21 protein-coding genes and 2 pseudogenes are annotated in these 24,148 nt (G+C 68.8%); 14 read left to right on the top strand and 9 right to left on the bottom strand.

Going from position 1 to position 24,148, the window contains the following annotated elements; genetic code table 11:
* Positions 1-18 precede the first annotated feature (18 nt).
* Positions 19-189, bottom strand: a pseudogene (locus G3N62_RS36085) (histone H1); the annotation flags it as partial.
* On the opposite strand from G3N62_RS36085, the pseudogene G3N62_RS25530 reads away from it, so the two are divergent.
* From G3N62_RS25530 to G3N62_RS25520, 3 genes and pseudogenes are all read left to right on the top strand, one after another.
* Positions 135-848 (top strand): annotated as a pseudogene (locus G3N62_RS25530) (dihydrolipoamide acetyltransferase family protein); the annotation flags it as partial. The pseudogenes G3N62_RS36085 and G3N62_RS25530 sit on opposite strands and share 55 nt — an antisense overlap.
* A gap of 5 nt (positions 849-853) precedes the next feature.
* Positions 854-2,245: a dihydrolipoyl dehydrogenase gene (gene lpdA, locus G3N62_RS25525; RefSeq protein ID WP_034186603.1), complete on the top strand. Its 1,392-nt coding sequence runs from the start codon at positions 854-856 to the stop codon at positions 2,243-2,245.
* 330 nt (positions 2,246-2,575) lie between these two features.
* The gene (locus G3N62_RS25520) at positions 2,576-3,205 is read left to right on the top strand and encodes an NAD(P)H-binding protein (protein WP_124670425.1); all 630 of its coding nucleotides are present in this window, start codon (positions 2,576-2,578) and stop codon (positions 3,203-3,205) included.
* Positions 3,206-3,233: 28 nt separating this feature from the next.
* On the opposite strand, the gene G3N62_RS25515 is transcribed toward G3N62_RS25520, so the two are convergent.
* Positions 3,234-4,151 (bottom strand): LysR family transcriptional regulator, encoded by a 918-nt coding sequence (locus G3N62_RS25515; protein ID WP_059560589.1) that lies wholly within the window; start codon positions 4,149-4,151, stop codon positions 3,234-3,236.
* A 128-nt stretch (positions 4,152-4,279) separates the two neighbouring features.
* Here G3N62_RS25515 and speB point away from each other — a divergent pair, with 128 nt between their 5' ends.
* The 5 genes from speB (at position 4,280) to G3N62_RS25490 (ending at position 9,476) form a co-directional block, all read left to right on the top strand.
* Positions 4,280-5,248 carry an agmatinase gene (gene speB, locus G3N62_RS25510; protein ID WP_124670424.1) on the top strand — a complete coding sequence of 323 codons (969 nt, stop codon included), beginning with the start codon at positions 4,280-4,282 and terminating at the stop codon, positions 5,246-5,248.
* A complete protein-coding gene (locus G3N62_RS25505; protein WP_124670423.1) occupies positions 5,241-5,705 on the top strand; it encodes a GNAT family N-acetyltransferase in 465 nt (154 codons plus the stop codon). Before speB ends, G3N62_RS25505 begins: the two co-directional genes overlap by 8 nt.
* 130 nt (positions 5,706-5,835) lie before the next feature.
* Positions 5,836-6,513 (top strand): SOS response-associated peptidase family protein, encoded by a 678-nt coding sequence (locus G3N62_RS25500; RefSeq protein ID WP_034186608.1) that lies wholly within the window; start codon positions 5,836-5,838, stop codon positions 6,511-6,513.
* Positions 6,514-6,816: 303 nt separating this feature from the next.
* Entirely contained in the window at positions 6,817-8,247 is a 1,431-nt protein-coding gene (locus G3N62_RS25495) for a cytosine permease (protein ID WP_124670422.1), read from the top strand.
* A 158-nt stretch (positions 8,248-8,405) separates the two neighbouring features.
* Positions 8,406-9,476, top strand: coding sequence for a porin (locus G3N62_RS25490; protein ID WP_124670421.1), 1,071 nt, complete (start codon positions 8,406-8,408; stop codon positions 9,474-9,476).
* A gap of 58 nt (positions 9,477-9,534) precedes the next feature.
* On the opposite strand, the gene G3N62_RS25485 is transcribed toward G3N62_RS25490, so the two are convergent.
* Complete coding sequence (locus G3N62_RS25485) at positions 9,535-10,491, bottom strand: LysR family transcriptional regulator (protein WP_034186611.1); 957 nt, start codon at positions 10,489-10,491, stop codon at positions 9,535-9,537.
* 190 nt (positions 10,492-10,681) lie between these two features.
* On the opposite strand from G3N62_RS25485, the gene G3N62_RS25480 reads away from it, so the two are divergent.
* From G3N62_RS25480 to G3N62_RS25465, 4 genes are all read left to right on the top strand, one after another.
* The gene (locus G3N62_RS25480) at positions 10,682-11,992 is read left to right on the top strand and encodes an MFS transporter (protein WP_034186612.1); all 1,311 of its coding nucleotides are present in this window, start codon (positions 10,682-10,684) and stop codon (positions 11,990-11,992) included.
* A gap of 31 nt (positions 11,993-12,023) precedes the next feature.
* Complete coding sequence (locus G3N62_RS25475) at positions 12,024-13,295, top strand: Zn-dependent hydrolase (RefSeq protein ID WP_124670420.1); 1,272 nt, start codon at positions 12,024-12,026, stop codon at positions 13,293-13,295.
* 25 nt (positions 13,296-13,320) lie between these two features.
* Positions 13,321-14,343 carry a histone deacetylase family protein gene (locus tag G3N62_RS25470; RefSeq protein WP_124670419.1) on the top strand — a complete coding sequence of 341 codons (1,023 nt, stop codon included), beginning with the start codon at positions 13,321-13,323 and terminating at the stop codon, positions 14,341-14,343.
* A 117-nt stretch (positions 14,344-14,460) separates the two neighbouring features.
* Entirely contained in the window at positions 14,461-14,748 is a 288-nt protein-coding gene (locus tag G3N62_RS25465; protein WP_049028455.1) for a hypothetical protein, read from the top strand.
* Between the two features lie 19 nt (positions 14,749-14,767).
* Here G3N62_RS25465 and G3N62_RS25460 read toward each other — a convergent pair whose 3' ends face one another.
* The 6 genes from G3N62_RS25460 to G3N62_RS25435 form a co-directional block, all read right to left on the bottom strand.
* Positions 14,768-15,730 (bottom strand): spore coat U domain-containing protein, encoded by a 963-nt coding sequence (locus G3N62_RS25460; RefSeq protein ID WP_124670418.1) that lies wholly within the window; start codon positions 15,728-15,730, stop codon positions 14,768-14,770.
* Positions 15,727-18,024, bottom strand: a complete 2,298-nt coding sequence (locus G3N62_RS25455; protein ID WP_260449359.1) for a fimbria/pilus outer membrane usher protein — start codon at positions 18,022-18,024, stop codon at positions 15,727-15,729. The genes G3N62_RS25460 and G3N62_RS25455 overlap by 4 nt, the downstream gene beginning before the upstream one ends.
* Positions 18,025-18,118: 94 nt before the next feature.
* Positions 18,119-18,838: a molecular chaperone gene (locus G3N62_RS25450; protein WP_034186618.1), complete on the bottom strand. Its 720-nt coding sequence runs from the start codon at positions 18,836-18,838 to the stop codon at positions 18,119-18,121.
* 15 nt (positions 18,839-18,853) lie between these two features.
* Entirely contained in the window at positions 18,854-19,351 is a 498-nt protein-coding gene (locus tag G3N62_RS25445) for a spore coat U domain-containing protein (protein WP_049034614.1), read from the bottom strand.
* 567 nt (positions 19,352-19,918) lie between these two features.
* Positions 19,919-21,118, bottom strand: coding sequence for an MFS transporter (locus G3N62_RS25440; RefSeq protein WP_124670416.1), 1,200 nt, complete (start codon positions 21,116-21,118; stop codon positions 19,919-19,921).
* Between the two features lie 752 nt (positions 21,119-21,870).
* The gene (locus tag G3N62_RS25435) at positions 21,871-22,782 is read right to left on the bottom strand and encodes a LysR family transcriptional regulator (RefSeq protein WP_069705419.1); all 912 of its coding nucleotides are present in this window, start codon (positions 22,780-22,782) and stop codon (positions 21,871-21,873) included.
* 161 nt (positions 22,783-22,943) lie between these two features.
* Here G3N62_RS25435 and G3N62_RS25430 point away from each other — a divergent pair, with 161 nt between their 5' ends.
* Together G3N62_RS25430 and G3N62_RS25425 are read left to right on the top strand one after the other, a co-directional pair.
* Positions 22,944-23,864 (top strand): pyridoxal-phosphate dependent enzyme, encoded by a 921-nt coding sequence (locus G3N62_RS25430; protein ID WP_124670415.1) that lies wholly within the window; start codon positions 22,944-22,946, stop codon positions 23,862-23,864.
* Between the two features lie 55 nt (positions 23,865-23,919).
* A partial coding sequence (locus tag G3N62_RS25425) for a hypothetical protein (protein WP_206141334.1) occupies positions 23,920-24,148 on the top strand: 229 nt, incomplete at its 3' end.

The raw sequence follows: 24,148 nt of genomic DNA, 5'->3' as shown, positions 1-24,148 counted from the left end.
GGTGCTGGTCAGCCGCGATTACGGACGGCTGCCGGTCGGGAACGGCCATGCCGCTGCCGGGTTGAGCGCGGTCTTCACGCCCGATGCCGGCGCAACCGATGCGGTCGACGCGGTCGTTGCCGGCGCACGCGCACGGCTACGACGAACGCAACGACGAGACCGAGGTGCCGGTGATCGGCTTGCGCCGCGCGATCGCGCGCAAGATGCAGGAAGCGAAACGCCGCATCCCGCACTTCAGCTACGTCGAGGAAATCGACGTCACCGAGCTCGAGTCGTTGCGCACGGAACTGAACCGACGCTACGGCGACACGCGCGGCAAGCTCACGCCGCTGCCGCTGCTGATCCGCGCGATGGTGATCGCACTGTGCGATTTCCCGCAGATCAACGCGCGTTTCGACGACGAAGCAGGCGTCGTCACGCGTTACGGCGCGGTGCACATGGGGGTCGCGACGCAGACGGACGGCGGCCTCACGGTGCCCGTGCTGCGCCATGCCGAAGCGCGCGACGTGTGGTCGATCTCGGCGGAAATCGCGCGGCTCGCCGATGCCGTGCGCGCGAACCGCGCGCAGCGCGACGAGTTGAGCGGGTCGACGATCACGATTTCGAGCCTCGGCGCGCTCGGCGGCATCGTGTCGACCCCGGTGATCAATCACCCGGAAGTCGGCATCGTCGGCGTGAACCGGATCGTCGAGCGGCCGATGATCCGCGACGGGGCGGTCGTCGCGCGCAAGCTGATGAACCTGTCGTCGTCGTTCGATCATCGCGTCGTCGACGGCGCGGATGCGGCCGAATTCATCCAGGCCGTGCGCGCGGTGCTCGAACGCCCGGCACTGCTGTTCGTGGAGTGAGCGCGATGAAGAACGAACACACCACACTGCTCGTCGTCGGCGGCGGCCCGGGCGGCTACGTCGCCGCGATCCGCGCCGGCCAGCTCGGCATTCCGACCGTGCTGGTCGAGCGCGACCGGCTCGGCGGTACGTGCCTGAACATCGGCTGCATTCCGTCGAAGGCGCTGATCCACGTGGCCGATGCGTTCGAACAGGCGTGCGGCCAGGCGGGCGAAGGCGCGCTCGGGATCCGCGTGCGCACGCCCGAGCTCGACATCGCGAAAAGCGTCGCGTGGAAGGACGGCATCGTCGACCGGCTGACGCGCGGCGTCGGCGCGCTGCTCAAGAAAAACGGCGTGCGCGTGCTGCACGGCGACGCCCACGTGATCGACGGCAAGACCGTCGACGTCGTCACCGGCAATCATTCGGTGCGGATCGGTTGCGAACACCTGTTGCTCGCGACGGGTTCCGAGCCGGTCGAGCTGCCGACGATGCCGTTCGGCGGGCACGTCGTGTCGTCGACCGAGGCGCTGTCGCCCGCGACGTTGCCGAAGCGGCTGGTCGTCGTCGGCGCCGGGTACATCGGGCTCGAACTCGGGACCGTCTATCGCAAGCTCGGTGTCGACGTCAGCGTCGTCGAGGCGGCCGAGCGCGTGCTGCCTGCATACGATGCGGAACTCGGGCGGCCGGTTGCCGATTCGCTCGCACGGCTCGGCGTCCGGCTGTGGCTTGGCCACCAGGTGCTCGGGCTGGCGGAGCACGGCGCGGTGCGCGTGCAGGCCGCCGACGGCGCCGAGCAGACGCTGCCGGCCGATCGCGTGCTGGTGGCCGTCGGCCGCCGGCCGCGCGTCGACGGATTCGGGCTGGAGACGCTGCAGCTCGATCGCAACGGCCGCGCGCTGCGGATCGACGACACGTGCCGGACGTCGATGCGCAACGTGTGGGCGATCGGCGACGTCGCGGGCGAGCCGATGCTCGCGCATCGCGCGATGGCGCAAGGCGAGATGGTGGCCGAGCTGATTGCCGGCCGGCGCCGCCAGTTCGTGCCGGCGTCGATTCCGGCCGTGTGCTTCACCGATCCCGAGATCGTGACGGCCGGCTGGTCGCCGGACGATGCGCATGCGGCCGGCGTCGATTGCGTGAGCGCATCGTTCCCGTTCGCGGCGAACGGGCGCGCGATGACGCTGCAGGCGACCGACGGCTTCGTGCGCGTCGTCGCGCGACGCGACAATCACCTGATCGTCGGCTGGCAGGCCGTCGGACGCGGCGTGTCGGAACTGGCCGCGGCGTTCTCGCAGTCGCTGGAGATGGGCGCGCGGCTGGAGGATATCGGCGGCACGATCCATGCGCATCCGACGCTGGGTGAGGCGCTGCAGGAGGCCGCATTGCGCGCGCTCGGGCACGCGTTGCATGTCTGATAGGCGGGCCGCCTGAAACGGAACCGCCGGTATGCCTTGCGCGCATCGGCGGTTCGTGCTTTTTCACGCTTGCGTCGTGTGCATCCAGTCGGTATGCGGAATGCATCGATGCCGGCTTCCGCGCCGGCGCTGATCGCCGAAGGCCGGCTGTCGATCGGGCCGGCGTCGGCCGCGTCGTGGCGCGCGACAGGACAGGGAAGACGCCCGATCGGTAATTTTTGGAGACAACGGACGGGTTGTGCGCGAGCGGCCGGCCGGGGATCATGTCGATAGCCGGAAACCGGGCCGCATCGGGCCCGCCAACGCAGGCTTCACACGGAAGAACCGGACATGAAACTGCTGCTCGTCGGCGCGACCGGACTCGTCGGGCGCCACGTCCTCGAAGTCGCGCTTGCCGATTCGCGGGTCGATCAGGTCATCGTCCTCGCGCGCCGGCCGCTGTCCCCGCATCCGAAGATGCGCGCGCTGGAGGTCGATTTCGAACAGTTGCCCGACACGGCCGACTGGTGGCAGGCCGATGCGGTCATTTGCACGCTCGGCACGACGATGCGGGCCGCCGGCTCGCAGGCGGCCTTCCGGCGCGTCGATCACGATTATCCGCTGGCCGTCGCGCGGCACGCGCACCGGCACGGCACGCCGACCTACGTGCTGAATTCCGCACTCGGCGCGGATGCCGCGTCGCGCATCTTCTACAACCGCGTGAAGGGCGAGGTCGAGCAGGCGCTGGCCGGCGTCGGCTTTGCGTCGCTCACCTATGTGCGGCCGGGCCTGATCGGCGGCAGTCGTGACGAATTCAGGTTCGGCGAGCGGCTGTTCGTGTTCGCGTTGAACGCGGTCGGGCCGGTGCTGCCGGCGAAGTGGCGCGTGAATCCGGCGTCGCGGATCGCGCGGGCGCTGGTCGATGCCGCGATCGACGCGCGGCCGGGCGTGCACGTCGTCGCATCGGACCGGCTCGTCTGACGCGCGGCGGGCTGCCTCGCGTAACCGGTTACCGGCCCGACCAGTCATCGAGCCCGCCGAACTGTTCGGCGAGCGCCGCGGTGAACGCGTCCATCGCGTCGCTGCCGTCGCGGTTTCGCGGCGTCGCGAGCTGGAATTCGACCGTGTGGCTCAGCTTGCTGGCAAGCAGCCGGCGCATCTTCCCGGCGGCGATCCACGGCGCCGCGACGTGGTCGGGCAGGAACCCGACATGCGCGCCGGACAGGATGAAGATCACGTCGGCGTCGACGTTTTCGGAGAACGCGGTCGGCTGCGCGTTGCGCAGCGCCGCACCCGACGTGTTCGTCTTGTAGAGCCGCGCGACGTTGCTCGCGCGCGCGATGTCGCTCGCCGACACGCTTTTTTTCGCAAACAGCGGATGGCGTGCGCCGCAATGCAGCGACTGGTGTTCGACGAACAGCGGCGCGTAGTGCAGGCCGGCCTGATGGCCGGAAAAATAGCCGATCGCGAGCTGCAGTTCGCCTTTCAGCAGCCTGCGCTCCAGTTCGTCGGGCGGAACCGCGAGCATCTCGATCAGCACGTCCGGCGCCTGTTCGCGAAAACGGCCGACGGCCGCCGCAATCGATTCGACGATGTCCGGCGCGAGCCGTTCGGACAAACCCACGCGCAGCTCGCCGAGCAACGTGCCCGACACGTGCTGCGTGTCGCGCGTGAACACGTCCATCGCCTGCAGGAGCCGCCGCGTCGACTGCAGCACGCGCTCGCCTTTCGGCGTCAGCCGGAAGCCGCGCTTGCCGCGATCGCACAGCCGGAACCCGAGGCGCGTCTCGAGCTTGGCCATCTGCGTGCTGATGGTCGAAGGCGCCATGCCGAGCGTGCCCTGCGCGGCGCTGAAGCCGCCGCACTCGGCGATCGTCAGGAACAGCCGCAGCAACTGCAAATCCATGTCTCGGAGCCGGGTCAGCATGGCAATACATCGCATTTCGTGAAGTCGGCTTATGTTAGTTCATATTTTTCGTTGGATGCCGTGGCGGCAGAATCGGGCACGAGGTCGCCAGCCGCGCGGCCGTGTCCCCTTCAGACAGGAATCCGACGATGAGCCAGAACGATTTCGCGTTTACGCGCGACAGCCTCCACGGCACCCAGGCCGAACCGACGTTTGCGGGCGCGACGAGCTTCATGCGGCGGCGTTTCAGCCGCGATCTCGACGGCGTCGATCTCGCGATCACCGGCGTGCCGTTCGACGCCGCCGCGTCGCACCGGCCCGGCACGCGCTTCGGCCCGCGCGGGTTGCGGATCGCGTCGACGGGCCTCGCGTGGGAGCGCCCGTGGCCGTGGTCGTTCGATCCGTTCGACGTGCTGGCCGCGGTCGACTACGGCGATTGCGCGTTCGATCTCGGGCAGCCGGAATCGGTACCGGGTGCGATCGAGCGGCATGCCGATGCGATCCTCGCGCGCGGCTGCGCGATGCTGACGCTCGGCGGCGATCACTTCATCACGTATCCGCTGCTGAAGGCGCATGCGAAGGTGCACGGCCCGCTGTCGCTCGTGCATTTCGATGCGCACACCGACACCTGGCCCGACCGCGACGTGAAGCGCATCGATCACGGGACGATGTTCCATCACGCGGCGCGGGAAGGGTGGGTCGTGCCCGCGCGATCGGCGCAGATCGGCATCCGGACCACCAACGACGAGCCGATGGGATTCGACATCCAGGATGCGCGCCGCGTGCATGCGTCGACGCCGGCCGCGGTCGCCGCGCGGATTCGCGAGCGGGTCGGCGATCATCCGGTGTACCTGACGTTCGACATCGACTGTCTCGACCCGGCGTTCGCGCCCGGCACCGGTACGCCGGTGTCGGGCGGATTGTCGAGCCACCAGGCGTTCGAGATCCTGCGTCACCTCGACGGCATCAACCTGGTCGGCATGGACGTGGTCGAGGTGTCGCCGCCGTATGATCATGCTGAAATCACGTCGTTGGCCGGCGCGACGATCGCGCTGGAACTGATCTGCCTGTATGCGTCGCGCCGGCGGCACACCAAGGAAACATCGATCGATGGATGAACTCACCTGGCGCAAGGCCGTGCCCGGCGACGCGGCCGCGTGCATCGCACTGCGCGGCAAGACACGCGAGAACGCGTTCACCGAAACGCAGTTGCGCGACCTCGGCATCACCGTCGAAAGCTGGGGCGACGGGATCCGGGACGGCCGGTTCGCGGGCCATGTCTGCTGCACGAACGGACGCATGGTCGGCTACTGCTTCGGCGCTACCGCTTCGGGCGAGATCGTCGTGCTCGCGATCCTGCCCGAGTACGAAGGGGCGGGGATCGGCAAGCGGCTGCTGCGGCGCGTGATCGACGATTTCGCGGCGAACGGCTTCACGTCGCTGTTTCTCGGCTGCTCGACCGATCCCGCATCGCGCTCGCACGGTTTCTATCGACATCTCGGCTGGACGCCGACCGGCAGGCTCGATGAAGCCGGCGATGAAATCCTGACGCTTCAGGTGAGGCGGGGCGCCTGACCGCATGCGCTGCCCGGATCTCGATACTCCGGCGATCCGTAAAACTGTTTCGTCATACCAAGCAATAACGCCATTGCCGCATGCGCGCTGATCTACGATGGAAGCATTGCCTCCATGGTCGGCACGAACCGTGTGCACTCACTACCGCGCTCCCGGCGAAGACCCCGGCATCAGCGAACTGAAGATCGGCATCGGCGACCTGTATCGCCGCGACCCGTGGGCACCCGACGTGTATCCCGACTACGCGGCGCCCGTCGCATGCGCCGACGGCGACGGCCTTGCGGTCGTGGCGGCCGTGTTCGGCTTCTGGCCGAAGTTCATGCAGCCCGAGCGGCTCGACGAGCACGGCCGGAAAAGAAGGAAGCTCGATACGGTGAACGCGCGCACGGAAACGGTCGGCGCATCGCGTCTCTACGGGAACGCCTGGCGCAACGGCCAGCGCTGCCTGATTCCGGTGCGCTGGATCTGCGAGCCGTGTTACGAGACCGGCCGCAACGTGTGGCACCGGATCGGCGTCGACGGCTGGCAGCCGTATTGCGTCGCCGGTCTCTGGCGTCGCCATGAAGACAGCGGCGGACGCGTCCGCATCGGCATGACGATGCTCACCGTGAACGCCGACGATCATCCGCTGTTCGCGCGAATGCATCGGCCCGCCGACGAGAAGCGCGGTGTCGTGATCCTGCGCAGCGAGGATTACGACGAGTGGCTGCACACGCGCGACATCGAAGCGGCGCGGCGCATGCTGAACCTGTTCCCCGCAGGCGGCATGACGGCCGAGCCCGATCCGGCACCGCCGGCCGGCGCCTGACCTTTCATTTTTCCGACGTCCGGCTTGCGGCGAAATTGCCCGACCCCGCACCGATTGTTCGGACGATTTCGAAAATCGGTCGATACCGGGTAATCACCGATATCTCACAAGTTGTATATACAAGATCATCCGCTGGCAATGTCGGCACACGTCGTGCCGCTTGCGCGCCAGCGTGCAGACCATGCGTGCGTGGCGCATGCCGGCGATCCACGGCGCCCCGCATCCGCAGAGCCGAAAGGGCGGCTCGCTGCATCCTGTCCCGTTCAAACCATGTGTGGTCCTGAGTATTGGGGAGATTGACCCGTGTCAACGAATTCGAGTGGAAAGGCCGGCGGACTGATCGAGGTCCGCTCGATCGACTTCATTCCCGACGCCGAGCGCCACGGCGGGCTGCTGAGCCAGTTCACGCTGTGGCTGTCGGCGAACATGCAGATCACGGCCATCGTCACGGGCGCGCTCGCGGTCGTGCTCGGCGGCGACGTGTTCTGGTCGCTGGTCGCGCTGCTGCTCGGCCAGCTCGTCGGCGGCGCCGTGATGGCGCTGCACGGCGCGCAGGGGCCGCAGCTCGGGCTGCCGCAGATGATCTCGAGCCGCGTGCAGTTCGGCGTGTACGGCGCGATGATCCCGATCGTGCTCGTGTGCCTGATGTATACCGGCTTTTCCGCGAGCGGCTCGGTGCTGGCCGGGCAGGCCGTCGCGCAGTTGCTGCACGTCGATGACGCCGCCGGCATCCTGCTGTTCGCGGCCGTGATCGTCGTGCTGACCGTATTCGGCTACCGCGCGATCCACTTCGTCGGCCGGATCGCGAGCGTGGTCGGCATCGTCGCGTTCGTCTACATGTTCGCGCAGCTGTTCGCGAACCACGACGTCGGCGCGCTGCTCGCGAACCGTCATTTCTCGCTCGCGAGCTTCCTGCTGTCGATGTCGCTGTCCGCGTCGTGGCAGATCGCGTTCGGCCCGTACGTCGCCGATTACTCGCGCTACCTGCCGCGCTCGACGTCGTCGGTCGCGACGTTCCTCGCGGTCGGCCTCGGCTCGGTGATCGGCGCGCAGGCGGCGATGGTGTTCGGCGTCTTCGCGGCCGCGCTGGCCGGCAGCCAGTTCGCGCATCACGAAGTGTCGTATATCGTCGGGCTCGGCTCGACGGGCGCCGTTGCGGCGCTGCTGTACTTCAGCATCGCGTTCGGCAAGGTGACGGTGACGGCGCTCAACGCGTACGGCAGCTTCATGTCGATGGCGACGATCGTCAGCGGCTTTCGCGGCAAGGGCGCGGTGTCGTCGAAGAGCCGCCTCGTGTACATCGTCGGGATGATCTGCGTGTCGACGCTGATCGCGCTCGCCGGCCGTCATTCGTTCCTGAAGGAATTCACCGCGTTCATCCTGTTCCTGCTCGCGTTCTTCACGCCGTGGAGCGCGATCAACCTCGTCGACTACTACTGCTTCACGCGCTCGCGCTACGACGTGCCGGCGCTGTCCGATCCGGACGGCCGCTACGGACGCTGGAACGGGATGGCCATCACGATCTACGTGGTCGGTATCCTCGTGCAACTGCCGTTCATGTCGACGCACATCTACACGGGGCCGCTCGTCGATGCGCTCGGCGGCACCGACATCTCGTGGATTCTCGGGCTGATCGTGCCGGCCGTGCTGTATTACATCGGCGCGCGTGCATCGCGTCGCAGCATTCCCGAGCGCCTGATCCTGCCGCTCGAACGCGGCGAAGTTCACCACTGACGGCGCATCCCGCGCATCGGGCCGGCTCGTTGCCGGCCTGAGCGTCGAGCCGGGTGCGGTCCGCGCCGGACCTACCCGATCAATTCCCATTCCCGCGATACCGGTGCCGCGTGACTGTCGCGCCCGGTGTCGTTTCCTTCTCTGCTTATTTAAATAGTATGACTAAATATATTGAAGCGTACGGCAGCGATTGCCGGGCGCGGACGGTGCACGCCGGTCTTCGCGCGACGGTCACGGTCGCATGCCTCGCCGCATCGGGTACCGTGCTCGCGCAGGACGGCGTCACGTTGTACGGCGTGATCGACGAGTTCGCGCAGTACGTGAATACGGGCAACGGCTATACGGCGGCGATCAACTCGGGTGGCCAGTGGGGCAGCCGGTTCGGCTTGAAGGGCGGCGAGGATATCGGCGGCGGGCAGAAGATCGAGTTCGCGCTGGAAAACGGCTTCAATCCGAACGACGGTTCGCTGGCGAGTGCCGGCAGCATGTTCAACCGGCAGGCGTGGGTCGGCGTCGCGGGGGCGTGGGGGAAGCTGCGCGCGGGCCGGCAGAATTCGCCGCTGTTCAACGACCAGGGCGGGCAGGACGCGTTCGGCGGCGTCACGCAGGCATCCGGCATGGACAACCTGACCGTGTTCGCGTTCCGCACCAGCAACACGCTGTCGTACCAGAGTCCGGAGATCGCGGGCTTCCGGGGCGGGCTGTATTTCGGCTTCGGCGACGCGGGCGGCGTGCGCTCGGCCGGTTCCAGCCAGCAGTTCGACCTGACCTACGAACACGGGCCGTTCGGCGCGTTCGTCGCGGGCCAGTGGCTGAAGAACGCGACGGCGACCACGACCGATCGCACGATCATGGCCGGCGCCTCGTACGAGATCGGCAAGGCAACCGTGTACGGCGGTTTCTCCGCGGTGAAGTGGGCCGACCTCGGGATCGATTCGCGCGTGTACGGGCTGTCGGTCAAATACCAGTTCAACCCGGCGAACTATGTCGCGCTCGGCTACGCGTACCTGCATGACCAGTCGTCGCAGGGCAACAATGCGGACCAGCTGGGGCTGATGTACGAGTACGACCTGTCGAAGCGCACGAGCTTCTACGGCGCGCTGTCGTACCTGCGCAACCGCAACCAGGCCGGCTACACGCTGGCCGGCGCGGCGAACCCCGGCCTGCCGCTCGCCTACCCGGGCGCGAATGCGCGCGGCGTGCAACTCGGCATCGTGCATCGTTTCTGATGCGTGCGACGCGCCGGGCCGCCTGCGCCCGGCGTGTTCTCCGCGCGCAGGCGCACCGTCACTTCCCCAGCCGCTCCGCGAGCGAATAGCGCTGCATGCAGCGCTCCATCGCGTCGAGAAACGCCTGCTCGGCCGCGTTCATCTTGCGGTCGCGATGCCACAGCAGGAACACGTCGACATCGACGAGCCCGTCATCGGGCGGCAGCCGCCACAGCCGCTGCTGTGCGATGTCGTCGCGCACGATGTGCTCGGGCAGGCAGCCGATCCCGTAACCCGCGAAGATCAGCCGCCGCACTTCCTCGAGGCTCGGCGACGATGCCACGATGCGCCCCGTGAAGCCCTTCTGGTCGCGGAACACGGTGAGCGGCGACAGGCTGTCGCCGATCTGGTCGCTCGTGAACGACACGAAATTCTCCGCGAGCAGATCGTCCATCCGCAGTTGCGTCTGCCCGAACAGCCGGTGATGGCGGCCGCAGTAGATCGCATAACGCTGGCGCAGGAAACAGCGCATCTCCAGCTTGTCGTGCGGCGTGCGGCACAGGCCGAGCCCGGCCGTGGCCGTCTTCTGCAGCAGCGACGACAGGATGTCCGACGAGCGCATCACCTCGATCTGCAGGTCGATGCGCGGATACGCGCGATGGAATTCCGCGAGGAATTCGTCGTAGACGGGCGACTCGATGCGGCTCACCGTCAGCAGTCGGATCGAGCCGGTCAGGTCGGCCGTGCTGTCGTCGATTTCGGTTTCGAGGCGCGAGATGCCGCCGTAGATGTCGCTTGCGATCCGGTACACGGCCTCGCCGGCCGGCGTCGCCGCGAAATGCGCGCCGCGCCGCTCGATCAGCCGGCGCTCGAGCGTCTCCTCGAGCCGCCGCAGCGCCTGGCTCACGGCCGGCTGCGTCACGTGCAGGCGCGCGGCCGCGCGGCTCACGCTGCGCTCTTGCATGATCACCAGATAGGTGCGCAACAGGTTCCAGTCGAGGCGGTCGTTCAGGAACGGGGCAAGGTCGGGGCGCATCGGGTCTCCGGGCGAGGCGTCGGGTAGACATTAGTTGAATTTATACAGCGAATAATAACTTGAAATTTGACTAATGATTTGCGGTCGCCGATAAAGGAGGGGCGCCGCAGCGTGCGGCGCGAGGCCGCGCGAGACGGCTGTCACCACGATATTGCGCGTCGCCCCGCAGCGGCGTGCGTCAGGAGCCCGCATGACCCAGTCCCTTCCTTCCGCGCGCCAGCCGGGGCGTGCCGCGACGGCCGCGTTCATCGGCACGATGATCGAGTGGTACGACTTCTACATCTACGCGACCGCCGCCGCGCTCGTGTTCGGCGAGCTCTATTTTCCGTCGCACGACCGCTTCGTCAGCACGATGGCGTCGTTCGCGACGTTCGCGGTCGGCTTCTTCGCGCGGCCGCTCGGCGGCGTGATCTTCGGCCACCTCGGCGACCGCATTGGCCGCAAGAAGGCGCTGATGACGACGCTGATGATGATGGGCGTCGCGACCGTGTGCGTCGGGCTGCTGCCCGATTATTCGACGGTCGGCATGCTCGCGCCGGTGCTGCTCGTCGCGCTGCGCGTGGTGCAGGGCATCGCGGTCGGCGGCGAATGGGGCGGTGCGGTGCTGATGGCGGGCGAGCATGCGCCGCAGGGGCGCCGCACGTTCTTCGCGTCGTTCGCGCAGCTCGGCAGCCCGGCCGGGCTGATCCTGTCGCTGGTCGCGTTCCGGGCGGTCACGTCGATGGACAAGGCCGACTTCCTCGCGTGGGGCTGGCGCCTGCCGTTTCTCGCGAGTTCGGTGCTGCTCGTGGTCGGCATCCTGATCCGGCTCGGCGTGAACGAATCGCCGGAATTCGCGCGGGTGAAGGAAACCAACCGCACGGTGAAGCTGCCGGTCGCCGAAGTGTTCCGCTCCGCGTCGGGGCTGGTGCTGCTCTGCATCGGCGCGAACACGATCGGCATCGCGGGCGTCTATTTCACGAACACGTTCATGATCGCGTACACGACCCAGTACGTCGGCGTATCGCGCTCGCTGATCCTCGACAGCCTGTTCGCGGTCGCGATCATCCAGTTCGTCGCGCAGCCGGTCGCCGCCTGGACCGCCGAGCGGATCGGCGGCGCGCGCTTCCTGAAGCTCGCCGCGCTGCTCGCGATGCTGTCGCCGTATCCGATGTTCATGCTCGTGCAGGGCGGCACGTCCGCGTCGCTGATCGCAGGCATCGCGCTCGCGGTCGTCTGCATGGCCGGCTTCTATTCGGTGATCGCGGGTTTCGTCAGCGACGTTTTCCCCGCGCACGTGCGCTATTCGGCGATCTCGCTCGCGTACCAGATCTGCGGCGCGATTGCCGGCGGCCTGACGCCGCTCGTGGGCACCTGGCTCGCGCATCGCTTCGCCGGCCAGTGGTGGCCGCTCGCGGTGTTCTACACGGGTCTCGCCGGCATTTCGCTGCTCTGCATCGTGGCGCTCGACGCGCGCCGTGCGGCCCGGCCGGCTGCCGCCGAAGCGCTCGGTTCGCACTGACCCTCAACGTACGAATTCATCCGGAGTGCACATGAAAGACCTGCTGGAAATCGACGGCGCCCGCTTGTGGCGGAGCCTGGCCGACATGGCGCGCGTCGGCGCGACGCCGCGCGGCGGCGTGCGGCGCCTCGCGCTGACCGAGGATGACCGGCGCGGGCGCGACCTGTTCGCGCAATGGTGCCGCGACGCGGGGATGGCGGTGCGCGTCGATGCGGTCGGCAACCTGTTCGCCCGGCGCGACGGCGCCGACGCGCAAGCCGCGCCCGTGCTGATCGGCAGCCATCTCGACACGCAGCCGGAAGGCGGTCGTTTCGACGGCGTCTACGGCGTGCTCGCCGGGCTCGAACTCGTGCGCACGCTGAACGACGCCGGCATCGCGACCGACAAGCCGCTCGAAATCGTGTCCTGGACCAACGAGGAAGGCGCGCGCTTCGCGCCGGCGATGCTCGGCTCGGCCGTGTTTACGGGCGCGCTGCCGCTCGACGACGCGCTCGCGAAGCAGGACGCCGACGGCGTCACGCTCGGCGCGGCGCTCGACGCGTGCGGTTATCGCGGCACGCGCGCGGCGGGCGGCGCGGTCGATGCGTATTTCGAGGCCCATATCGAACAGGGGCCCGTACTCGAGGCCAACGGCACGACGATCGGCGTCGTCACGGGCGGCCAGGCGATTCGCTGGCTCGACGTGACGGTGACGGGCGTGGCCGCGCATGCGGGCACGACACCGATGCCGTATCGCAAGGATGCGTATTTCGCGAGCGCGCAGATCGCGCTCGAACTCGAGCGGATCGTCGCCGGGTACGCGCCGCGCGGGCTCGCGACGATCGGGCAGGCCGGCATCCGCAACGCGTCGCGCAACACGATTGCCGGCGACCTGACGTTCACGGTCGACCTGCGTCATCACGACGATGCCGAAGTCGACGCGATGGAGCGCGACCTGCGCGATGCGTGTGCACGCATCGCCGCCGCCCGCGGCGTGCAGGTCGCGATCGACACCTGCTGGCGCAGTCCGGCGACGCCGTTCGACCGCGATTGCGTCGAACTGGTCGCGCAGGCGGCGGCTGCATTCGGCTATACGAACGAGCGGATCGTCAGCGGCGCCGGCCACGACGCGATCCTGCTCGCGCGCCGCGTCCCGACCGCGATGGTGTTCATTCCGTGCGTCGACGGCCTGTCGCACAACGAGGCCGAGGACGCATTGCCCGACGACGTGACGCGCGGCACGAACGTGCTGCTCCATGCGGTGCTGGCGCGCGCGGGCATCGCGGCGCCGGTCGAAGCGGAGGCGGCCGCGCGCGTGGCGTGACGCGGCGATTCGACGAGGACGAACGATGAAAACCTATTTCCATCCCGAACAACTGCTGCATCATCCGCGCAGCTACCTGTCGCGCGGCCGGATGCGCGAACCGCAGGAAGTGCCCGAACGCGCGGCGCGGCTCGTCGCGGCCATGCGCGCGCTCGACTTCGACGTGCGCGAGCCGGCCGACCGCGGCACCGCGCCGATCGCGGCCGTGCACGACATGAACTACCTGCGCTTTCTCGAAGAGGCGCACCGCGACTGGAAGCGGATGCCCGACGACTGGGGCGACGAAGTGATGTCGAACGTGTTCGTGCGCGACCCGAACCCGTTGCGCGGCGTGCTCGCGAAAGCCGCGCGCTACCTTGCCGACGGCAGTTGCCCGGTCGGTGCGAACACGTGGCGCGCCGCGTACTGGTCCGCGCAGGACGCGCTCGCGGCCGCGGCCGACGTCAACGACGGCGCGCGCGAGGCCTACGCGCTGTGCCGCCCGCCGGGCCACCACGCGCGCCGCGATGCGGCCGGCGGCTTCTGTTACCTGAACAATGCGGCGATCGCCGCGCAAGCGCTGCTGGGCCGCCATCGCCGTGTCGCGATCCTCGACACCGACATGCATCACGGGCAGGGCGTGCAGGAGATCTTCTACGGCCGCGACGATGTGCTGTACGTGTCGATCCACGGCGATCCGACCAACTTCTACCCGGTCGTCGCGGGTTACGAGGAAGAGACGGGCGCGGGCGCCGGCGCCGGCTTCAACCTCAACCTGCCGATGCCGCACGGTGCGCCGGAATCGGTATTCTTCGAGCGGCTCGACGACGCGTTGCGCGCCCTCGCGCGATTCCAGCCCGACGCGCTCGTGCTCGCACTCGGCTTCGACATCTACCAGGACGATCCGCAATCGCAGGTTGCCGTCACGACCGACGGGTTCGGGCGGCTCGGCGGCGCGATCGGCGCGCTCGGGTTGCCGACGGTGATCGTGCAGGAGGGCGGCTATCACCTCGACAGCCTCGACGCGAACGCCCGTGCGTTCTTCGGCGGGTTCGGCGAGGCGCGCTGACGCGGACGCCGGCGCGCCGTGGGGAGGGGCCGGATCACCGGCATGCGCTCAAGTTTTCGGCTTGCGCGCCGTCAATTCGCGCATACGCTGGATCAATGCATGAAGGAGAGCCGAACGATGAGCGCAACCGGCCGAATCAAGTATGCGGTGCTCGCGCTGGCGGGCGTGGCGGCGCTCGCGCGTGCCGCGGAGCCATCGATCCCGTTGAGGGTCAGCCTGACGATTCCCGAAACCTGCACGATCGCGCCGGCCGTGCAACCGGGCGTGGACGCGGACATGCCGAGCGTCAGTTGCGCGCACGGCACGCCGTTCCAGGTGAGCCACGTGAGCGTGGCCGGCGCGCGGACGACGCCGCCGCGCAGCGTCGGCGCGGGCGCGCCGGCCGCGTGGACCGTGATGTTCTGAGCGCCGCGCCGCCAGCCCGCTAGAAGCTGATCGTCGCGGTGATCGTGTCGCTGTAGTTGCCGGGCGCGGGCGTGGTCTGCGCGGGCACCGCGCCGTACACGGTGACGGCCTGCGACGTGCCGGTGCCGACGCCCGTGACGGTCGCGCTTCCGCCCGTGTCGTCGCCCCAGGTGACCGAGTGCGCGGCATCCGTGTACAGCCCGTAGTTGATCGCGCCGCCGCCGCCGCTGCGCTGCATCTGGCGCGCCGTCACGTTGCCGCTGCCGCCGCCGTTCAGCGCGATTTTCCACGCGTCGCCGTTCGTGCATTGCGCGGTGATCGAACCGGTCGCCGCGAGCGCGCCCGACAGCACGCTCGCCGTGCCGAAGTTCACGTTGGTCGCGCTGATGTTGCAGTCGTTGATCACGTTCGCGGTTGCGCTGAACGGAAAGGTGCCGTTCGATGCCGTCAGCGACGCGCAGGTCGGCGCACCGAGCAGATAGAACCCCGCGTTGATCGATGTCGTGTTGCCGCCGAACGTCTGCGAGTAGGTCGTCGTGCTGTTGCCGGCGGTCGGCACGGTCGGCTGGTTCGCGGTGATCTGCCCGTAAACCGTGACCGTGGCGCTCGCGCTCGTGCCGAGCGCGGGTTTGACGAGCGTGACCGACGCGGGCGTCGTGCCGGAGTAGACGGAGCCCCACGCGACGGAGTGCGCGGCATCGAGATAGAGGTCGTACTGCATCGCGTTGGTGCCGTTCACGAGGCTGCGCGGGCTCGTGCCGCCGAGATTCAGGCACACGAGCACGTTCGGCGTCAGCGTGACGGCCGACCACGTGCAGGTGACGCTGACGGTGCCGGTCGCGGCGACCGACGCGCGCGTGATCGGGCTGACCGAACCGAAGCTGACCGTCGACGCGGTGGCCGTGCACGTTTCCGCTTGTGCACGGCCCGGCACGCCGCACCACGCGACGAACGCGACGACGAGCAGCAGCACGGCCCTCATGGCGCCGCCCTGCAGACCAGCGGCCCGACGGTCGGCAGCGTGCCGTTGCCGGGCGCGGTGAACGCGAATGCCGCGACGCAACGCCGCGTGCCGTCATCGATCACGAGATGGTTGTCCGCCTTCAGCCCGTCGATGAACGTGAGCCCGTCGTAGCCGACGATCGTGTCCGCGCCGCTTTCGGCATGATGCACGCGCGCGCCGGCCGGCAGCGGCTTGCCGGCGGCATCGTGCAGGATCACCGACGCCGCGCGATAGCGCGACACGCCGAAATGCGCGATCACGCCCGATCGCGCCTGCGGCACGACCGTCATCGACGTGCGGGCGATCCGCGCGTCGGCCGGCAGCTTCATCGAATCGATCGCGACCTGGTTGTTCTGGTACGCGTTCAGGTCGGGCACGAGCAGATGCCCGGCACGATCGGTCGTGCCGATCACGCGGTTCTCATGCAGCACCGGGATGCCGGCGACGCCGTCGGTCGACACCAGCGCGAAGCCGTCGTCGATGCGGCGCGACATCTGCAGGCTGCTGTCCATCAACACGAGCGCGCCGCTGACGTCGAGCGATGCGCCCGTCTGGCGGTCGATGCCCTGCGCGGCCGCGATGACTTCGCCCGCGCGGCCGAGATAGCGCACCTGCGCCTGCCGGTAGGGCACGGCGCCCGTCCCGCCGGTCTGCACGCCCCAGCCCCAGCCGCCGTCGTAGTCGGGCGGACGGCTCGCGTCGACCGTGTAGTTCGACTGGCCGCGCTGGCGGCCGACGGTCGCGTTGATCGACGTATTGCGGCCGAGCCCGATGTTCAGCGACACGAATGCGCCGTTCGCGCCCTGCTGCGCGAAATCGCGGTAGGCGCTCACGCTCATCGACGCGAGATCGCCGAAGCTCAGCGTGTACGACACGGTGCCGATCCGCGCGCTCGGGCCTTGCGGCAGCCGGAAGCCGATATAGCTGAGCGACAGCGTCTGGCGGTGCATGAACGGCAGCGCGAGCGTCGCCTGGTCGGTCGCCGACGGCACCGGCGAGCCGTCGCGCGATGCGAGGTCGCCGTAGCGGCCGAACGCGCGGATCGTCTGCGCGTTGATCGAGAAGCGCGGCTCGATCAGCTGGTAGCCGACGCTCACCTGCGTGCCGGAAAAGCGGCCGACGCTGCCCGCGATCGCGCCGTTCAGCACACCGGCATAACCGAGCCGCATCAGCGCGCCGACGCCGGCGTTGAGCACGCCGCCGGTCGCTTCCGCATGCCCTTCGACGGTCAGCGCATCGCCGAGGCCGCGCCGCATCGAGCCGCTGACGGCCGGCCGCGTGTCGTAGTCGAACGACTGCAGCGCGTAGTTGCGGCGCAGGAAGCCGGCCTCGAACGAATAGCTCGACAGCCCGGCCGACAGCATGCGCGTATCGACATAGAGCGGCACCGACGTCGCGACCGTGCGCCCGAGCGCATCGCGCGTGATGACGGTCGCCTGGCCGGCGCCGGTGATGCCCGGCACGTCGTGGATGATGAACGGGCCGCTCGGTACGTTGCCGGTGTATTGCCGTACGTTGTTGATGTACAGGTCGACCGCCGACGGCACCGCGGCCGAGCCCGCGAGCGACGGAATCGGAAACGTCACGAGGTCGGGCCGCAGCGCGAAATTGCTGCGCCACTGGACGCCGCCGAGACGGACCGAACGCGTCCACGCGAGCGACCCGGAAATCGCGTCGCCGATCTGCGTCGTGCTCGGCCGCGCCGGGTCCGAATGGCTCCAGTACGTATCGAAGCGCGTGTAGCGCCGCTGGCCGTTGTAGAAGGACGCGGTGCCGGTGTGGTTGAACACGCCGTTCGGATCGAAGTAGCGCACGTCGGTGTAGAGCGAGAACTGCCGGTCGCCGATCGTCTGCGCGTATGCCTCGTAGTTGATCGCGAGCCCGCGCGATGCGGTGGCCGCTTGCGTGGGCGGCAGCGCGCGGCTGTCGACCGCGTACGGGCGGCGCAGTGCGTCGGCCATCTCCAGATCGACGCTCTGGCGTGCCGCGTCGTAGCGGTAACGCAGGCCGGCAATCGTGTCGAGTTCGACCGTCGCCGCGTCGGCGATGCCGAGGCGGTCGGTCGCGAAGCCGATCGTGCGCAGGTCGGCGCCGCTCGCCGACAGTCGGCCGTCGCGTTCGCGGAAGTGCGCGAGCAGCGCCGTATTTTCGCCGTTGACGCTGACTTCGAGGATCACGTCGTGCGTGCGGTCGGTCATCACGAGCGCCGCGGGTTCGTCCGCGCGGGCGCCGCCAAGCACGAGCAGGCGGCTCGCCACGACGGCCGCGAGCACGATGCGGCGGGTGCGTCGCGACGTTCCGCGTCCGTTGGCCGGGCGTGCGCCGGCGCGTGGCGAAGGGGAAGAGGCCGGGCGGCGCACCGGCGGTCTAGCCCGGCGGCTCCACCGCGACGACCGCGCTGGCCGGCTGCGAATTGACGGCCGCCCGCACCGTGACCTTGCCGCCGGGCACGAGACCCGCCGGCAGCGGCGCGCTCCACTGGCCGGTGCGGCCCGCCAGCGCGTAGCCGAGCAGCCCGCGCGTGAGCGGGTACGCACGACCGTCGCCGTTGACGAGTTCGACCGACGCCAGTTGCGCGCGGCGCGTGCCGACGTTGCGCACGCGCAGCACCCAGCCTTCGTTGCCGCGCGCGAGCGTCCAGTCGAGTTGCGGCGCGCCGGGGGCTGCCGGTTCGACGAACACCGGAATCGAATAGCGCAGCCGGATCGAGACACCGTTGGTCGGCGCCTCGCCCGGGGGCGGAAGCTCGTCGATCAGCAGCCGGTAGCACTGTTCGACGCCGGAAGGCGCGCGCGAGGCGCGCACGACGCGGATCAGCTGCTCGGACTGCGTGCCGACCTCGATCAGCGGCGGGCTCGCGACGAGATCCTCGGTGGGCGTCAGCGTGTCCTGGCCGTCGGCCTGGTCCCAGCGGAATACGCGTACCTGTCCGTACACGGGCCGCTCGCCGGGATTGCGCAGCGTGATGCCGGTGGCCGTGTCGTCGGTACCGAATTCGATCGTGACGGGGGAAATCTGCAGCGACGCGGCGTGCGCGGCACCTGCCGCGCACAGCAGCGCGGCGAGCGTTCGACGTATTGCGAGCATGCGAAACGGCGCCGGTCAGAAGTAGACGGTTGCGGTGACGGTCGTCTGATAGGTGTCCGGCTTCGGCGTCGCCTGCGCGGGCACCTGGCCGTAGACGGTCAGCGCCTGCGCGGCGCCCGTGCCGGTGCCGGCCACGGTGTTGGTGCCCTGCGTGTTGCCCCAGATCGTCGTGCGCCCGGCGTCCTGGTACAACTGGAAGCCGACGGTCGTCGTCGTATTGCCGGTCGACGTGCCGGCCATCAGGCGGCTCGCGACGCTCGATCCGGTGACCGAACCGGCGTCGAGGCCGACGTTGTATGGCGTCGTGTTGGTACAGGTGACGCTGACGGTCGTCTGCTGGTTGATCGCGGTCGCCAGCACGCCGTTGGTCCCGAAGGCCAGCGGGTTCGCGGCGATCGTGCAGTTCGGCTGCAGGGTCAGCGTGACGTTGAAGGTGGCGGTCGCGGTGCCGTTCGTATAGACGGCCGCGTCGGCGGTGGGTGTCGAAAGGCCGATTGACAGCGCGAGCGACAACGTCGTGGAAGCGATGGCGACTTTCACTCTGATCCCTCATCGGTCGATTTTTCATTGGATTTATGCCGCGCTTCGCACGCCGCAGCACGGTAAATGCTGATACGAATCGATGAGTCTTTCAATCTTAAATTTGGGGTTGTTGTATTTCGTGACGAATGAATGGGTTATTTATTGAATAAATCCGGGAAATATTGCGGATTTGGATTTAATTGCCGGATTTCACGCGAAATATTTTGCTGCGACGCGGAAAAGAATGCCTGTCGGGGTGGGGTGCGGCACGATTTTTCCGATTGGTTCGGTGAATCGAAGCGGCGAATTCGAATTGGATAATTCATGCGCGCGGTGAAATTGAACGAGCGGCAATGAATCGGTTGGGCGATGCCAGGTATTTAACCGGTTCGTGAATCGATCCGGTCGAAATGATGTCGGGAGACGGATATTCCGGATTTTTCCCGGGTGAAGAGAAAAACGGGAATCCGGACGGCGGACGGGAAATGAAAACGGCCGCATTGCGCGGCCGTAGGTGTCCTTGCCGAACCGGGCGGCAGCCCGGGCGAGCCGCGCGTGTCAGTTCGCGGCGGCCGGCGCGCGGCGCTGCGCGATCTGCAGCAGGACGAGTGCGAGTCCGGCCGCGGCGACCAGGCCGCCGACGAGCGGCACCGCCGCGTAGCCGAACCCGGCCGAAATTGCCGCGCCGCCGGCCGCGGCGCCCACCGCATTGCCGAGGTTGAACGCGCCGATGTTGACGGCCGACGCGAGGCCCGGCGCTTCGTGGGCCGCGCGCATCACGCGCATCTGCAGCGGCGGCACGACCGCGAACGTGGCGACGCCCCACACGAGCAGCGTGACGGCCGCGCCGGCATGCGTGCTGGCGAGCAGCGGGAACGCCGCCATCGTCGCGATCAGCAGCAGCAGGAAGCCGATCAGCGTGCCGTCGAGCGAGCGGTCGGCCAGGCGGCCGCCCGCGATGTTGCCGATCGAGAAGCCGACGCCGATCAGCACGAGCATCGCGGTTACGAAGCCGGGCGTCGCGCCGGTCAGGTGTTCGAGCGTCGGTGCGACATACGTGTAGAGCGTGAACATCGCGCCGGCGCCGAGCACCGTCGTGGCGAGCGCACCGAGCACGACCGGGCGCGTCAGCACCGAGAGTTCGGCCCGCAGATCGGGCATCTTGCCGGCCTCGCCCTTCGGCAGCGCGGCGAACAGGCCGGCGATCGCGATCAGGCCGAGGCCCGCGGTCGCCGCGAACGACATGCGCCAGCCGATGATCTGGCCGAGCCAGGTCGCGGCCGGCACGCCGCCCACGTTCGCGATCGTGAGGCCCATGAACATCGTCGCGACGGCGCTTGCCTGCTTGTCGCGCGGCACGAGGCTGGCCGCGACCACCGAGCCGAGCCCGAAGAACGCGCCGTGGTTGAGGCTCGTCACGAGGCGGGCGAGCAGCAGCGTCGTGTAATCCGGCGCGACGGCCGACAGCAGGTTGCCGATCGTGAAGATCGACATCAGCGCGATCAGCGCCGAGCGGCGCGACCAGCGGGCGAGCAGCAGCGTCATCAGCGGCGCGCCGACCATCACGCCGATCGCATACGCGCTGATCAGCATGCCGGCCTGCGGAATCGACACGTGCACGCCGTCGGCAATCACGGGCAGCAGGCCCATCGGCGAGAACTCGGTCGTGCCGATGCCGAACGCGCCGGCGGCGAGCGCCAGCAGCGGCAGCGCGGCGCTGCCGCCGGGGCGGGAAGGAGAGGAAGTCGTGGTGTTCACGCGATGGGCTCCTGTATTCGTGGGTGACGGCACGGGGCCGTTGCGGACAGGGCGAAGTGTGCCTGGATTATTTTTGCGGAAAAAGCCGGATTGGAACGAAATTATCTTGATTCCATGTCAACAATACGGAGCGCGCGCGGTGTGCCCGCCAGGCCGCGGGCGTTGCGCCGGCGAGGCAGGCGAACGACGGTGTCGGTGGTGAAAGGTATGGGTAAGGCGGAAATCGGATTGTTCTGCCGCGCGCCGCGATTCGGTGACGGTTTGCGGCGGACGGGCGGGCCGTCCGGCATTGCATGCCGCACGTTGCCCGGCAACCGTGCGGTGACGGGCGGCGGGGCAGCCAGGGCCCGTCGACCGGGCGCCTTCCATCCCGTGAAACAGACCTCGCGCCACGGCTGGAAACCCTTTACAGGCAAGGCGCAAGCGAAAAAAGCCCCGACCACAGGGGGACCGTGGCCGGGGCGAAAACGCATCCTCTCTTTGGCACGAGGGTTGGATGCGGGCGCAGTATATTTCGGGCCATGACAATTCGAAGCGGCGTTAAACGGCGGTTTTTGGTGCCAATTTAAAAATTCCGGTGCCGCGGCGCGGATTGTCAGGATTTTGAAAGATTTTTCGCTGGCACGGCCGTCTTGTTTAGCGCGATGAGGCCGCCAAAACGGCGAATCAGCAGAGGGGGCGTCGCGCGTCGGCTGGCGTGCGGATCGCCTTGCCTGACCGGATGCCGGGCTGGCAAGGCGCCCGGTGCAGGGTCAACCCGCTTCGTCGGCCGCATCGCGCACGGCCGCGAGAAACCGCGCGACGATCGGCGAGGGCGCCGCCGCCGCGCCATCGAACACGAATTCGATGTCGAAGCGGCTCGCGAGCTCGTCGAGCGCGACGAGCCTGACCGTGTGCGGGCAGGTCGGCGACGCGCTTTCCGGCACGAACGCGCACCCCATTCCGGCCGCGACGAGGCCGATCAGCGTCGGGATGTCGCTGCCGACCTGCGCGATGCGCGGCGTGAAGCCGGCCTGCTGGCACTGCGCCATCAGGAACCGGTGGTGCGCGGCCGAGCGCTGCGCGTCGAACCAGACGAACGGTTCGTCCGCGACGTCGGCCAGCGTGCGCGGCGCATTGAAGCGGCCGCCCGGCGGCGCGGGCATCGCGAGCACGAAGCGGTCGCTCAGCAGCCGCACGCCCGACAGGTGCGGCGCCTCGTCGCGGCGCCACGCCATGATCCCGGCGTCGAGCTGGCCGCGCATCAGCGCGCTCGCCTGTTCGGCCGACAGCATCGGCGCGATCGACAACTGCACGTCCGGGCACGCGTCGCGAAACGCCTTGAGCACCTTTGCGACGATCGGCAGCGGCAGGCAGTTCGGCAGCGCGCCGAGCCGCAGTTCGCCGAGCTGGCCGGCCGCGCTGCGCAACGCGCGTTCGCGGCTGGCCTGCACCGTTGCGAGCAGGCCGGTCGCATCCTTCAGGAAGCTCGCGCCGGCCGCGGTGAGCGTGACGCCCGTCGCGCGTCGGATCAGCAACGGCGTGCCGATCGCGTCCTCAAGCTCGCGGATCTGCCGCGACAGCGCGGGCTGGACGATGCCGGCCGCGCGGGCGCCGGCCATCACGCTGCCGGCCTGGGCGACAGCCACGAAATAGCGCAGGTGACGCAGTTCGATCTGGCGCATGCGATGCTCGTCCGAGTTCGTCGATATACCTGTGGAGCATAGCAAATACCATTCGATGGTATTGGAAAGCATGGCAGGCCTGCCGTACGATGACCGTCATGGGCGCACGCGCTGGCTCGCGAGTCGCGTGCGCTTCCTCCGTCTCCACTGAGCCTTGTCCGATGCCGCTACATATCCCGACTCCTTATATCCGCTCGCAAATCGCGTCCCGCCGGCTCGGCCGGACGATCCGGCTGAAGCTCGATGCGCTGCAGCCATCGGGCTCGTTCAAGCTGCGCGGCATCGGTGCCGTCTGCGAAGCGCGGCACGCGGCCGGCGCGCGGCGATTCGTGTCGTCGTCGGGCGGTAACGCGGGCATCGCGGTCGCGTATTGCGGCCGCGTGCTCGGCGTGCCGGTACGCGTCGTCGTGCCGGAAAGCGCCTCGGCGCGCGCGCGTGAGCTGATTCGTGTCGAAGGCGCCGAGGTAGTCGTGCATGGCGCGAGCTGGGCCGAGGCAAACGCGTTTGCGCAATCGGCGCTCGGCGAGCACGATGCGTTCGTCCATCCGTTCGACGATCCCGTGCTGTGGCAGGGGCACGCGACGATGATCGACGAGATGGCGGCCGCCGGGCCGAAGCCCGGTGCGGTGGTGCTCGCGGTCGGCGGCGGCGGCCTGCTGTGCGGCGTGCTCGAAGGGCTCGCGCGCAACGGCTGGCACGACGTGCCGGTCGTCGCGGCCGAAACGGAAGGCGCCGACTGCTATGCGCGCTCGGTCGCGCAGGGGCGTCCGGTCGAACTCGCGGCAATCGCGAGCATCGCGACGTCGCTCGGCGCGAAGCGGCCATGCGATGCGGCAGTCGAATGGGCGACGCGGCACGCGATCCATCCCGTCGTCGTGTCCGATGCGGACGCGGTGGCCGCGTCGCTGCGGTTCGTCGACGAACACCGGATCGTCGTCGAACCCGCATGCGGCGCCGCGCTGGATGCGCTCGAGCGGCCGGTGCCGGTGCTTGCGTCGGCGTCGGACATCGCGGTGATCGTCTGCGGCGGCGTGACGGCGTCCGTCGAGCAGCTGCAGACGCTGCGCGCGACGTTGCGGTAAGGCGGGAGCGCCGCAGGCAGGGCGCTCACGCCGCCCGATGGCGGAAACTGCTGCGGTGAATAACGCGGAAGGCGGGCGTATCGTCGTGCCGAGCCGTATGCAGCCGGGCGCGACGACACGGCGGCCCGGTCAGTTCGCGGCCGGTGCGCTCGCGCCGGACGGCGCGGACGATGCGACAGGGTTGGCGGTGGCGGGCGCCGGCGATGCGCTCGACGGCGCGGATGCCGATGCGGGGGCGGATGCCGCGGACGCGGGTGCAGGTGCAGGGGCAGGCGCGGGCACGA

The organism is Burkholderia sp. Tr-20355 (genome assembly GCF_017104685.1).
GTDB classification, from domain to species: domain Bacteria; phylum Pseudomonadota; class Gammaproteobacteria; order Burkholderiales; family Burkholderiaceae; genus Burkholderia; species Burkholderia seminalis.
This window is presented reverse-complemented; position numbering and strand designations above follow the sequence as displayed.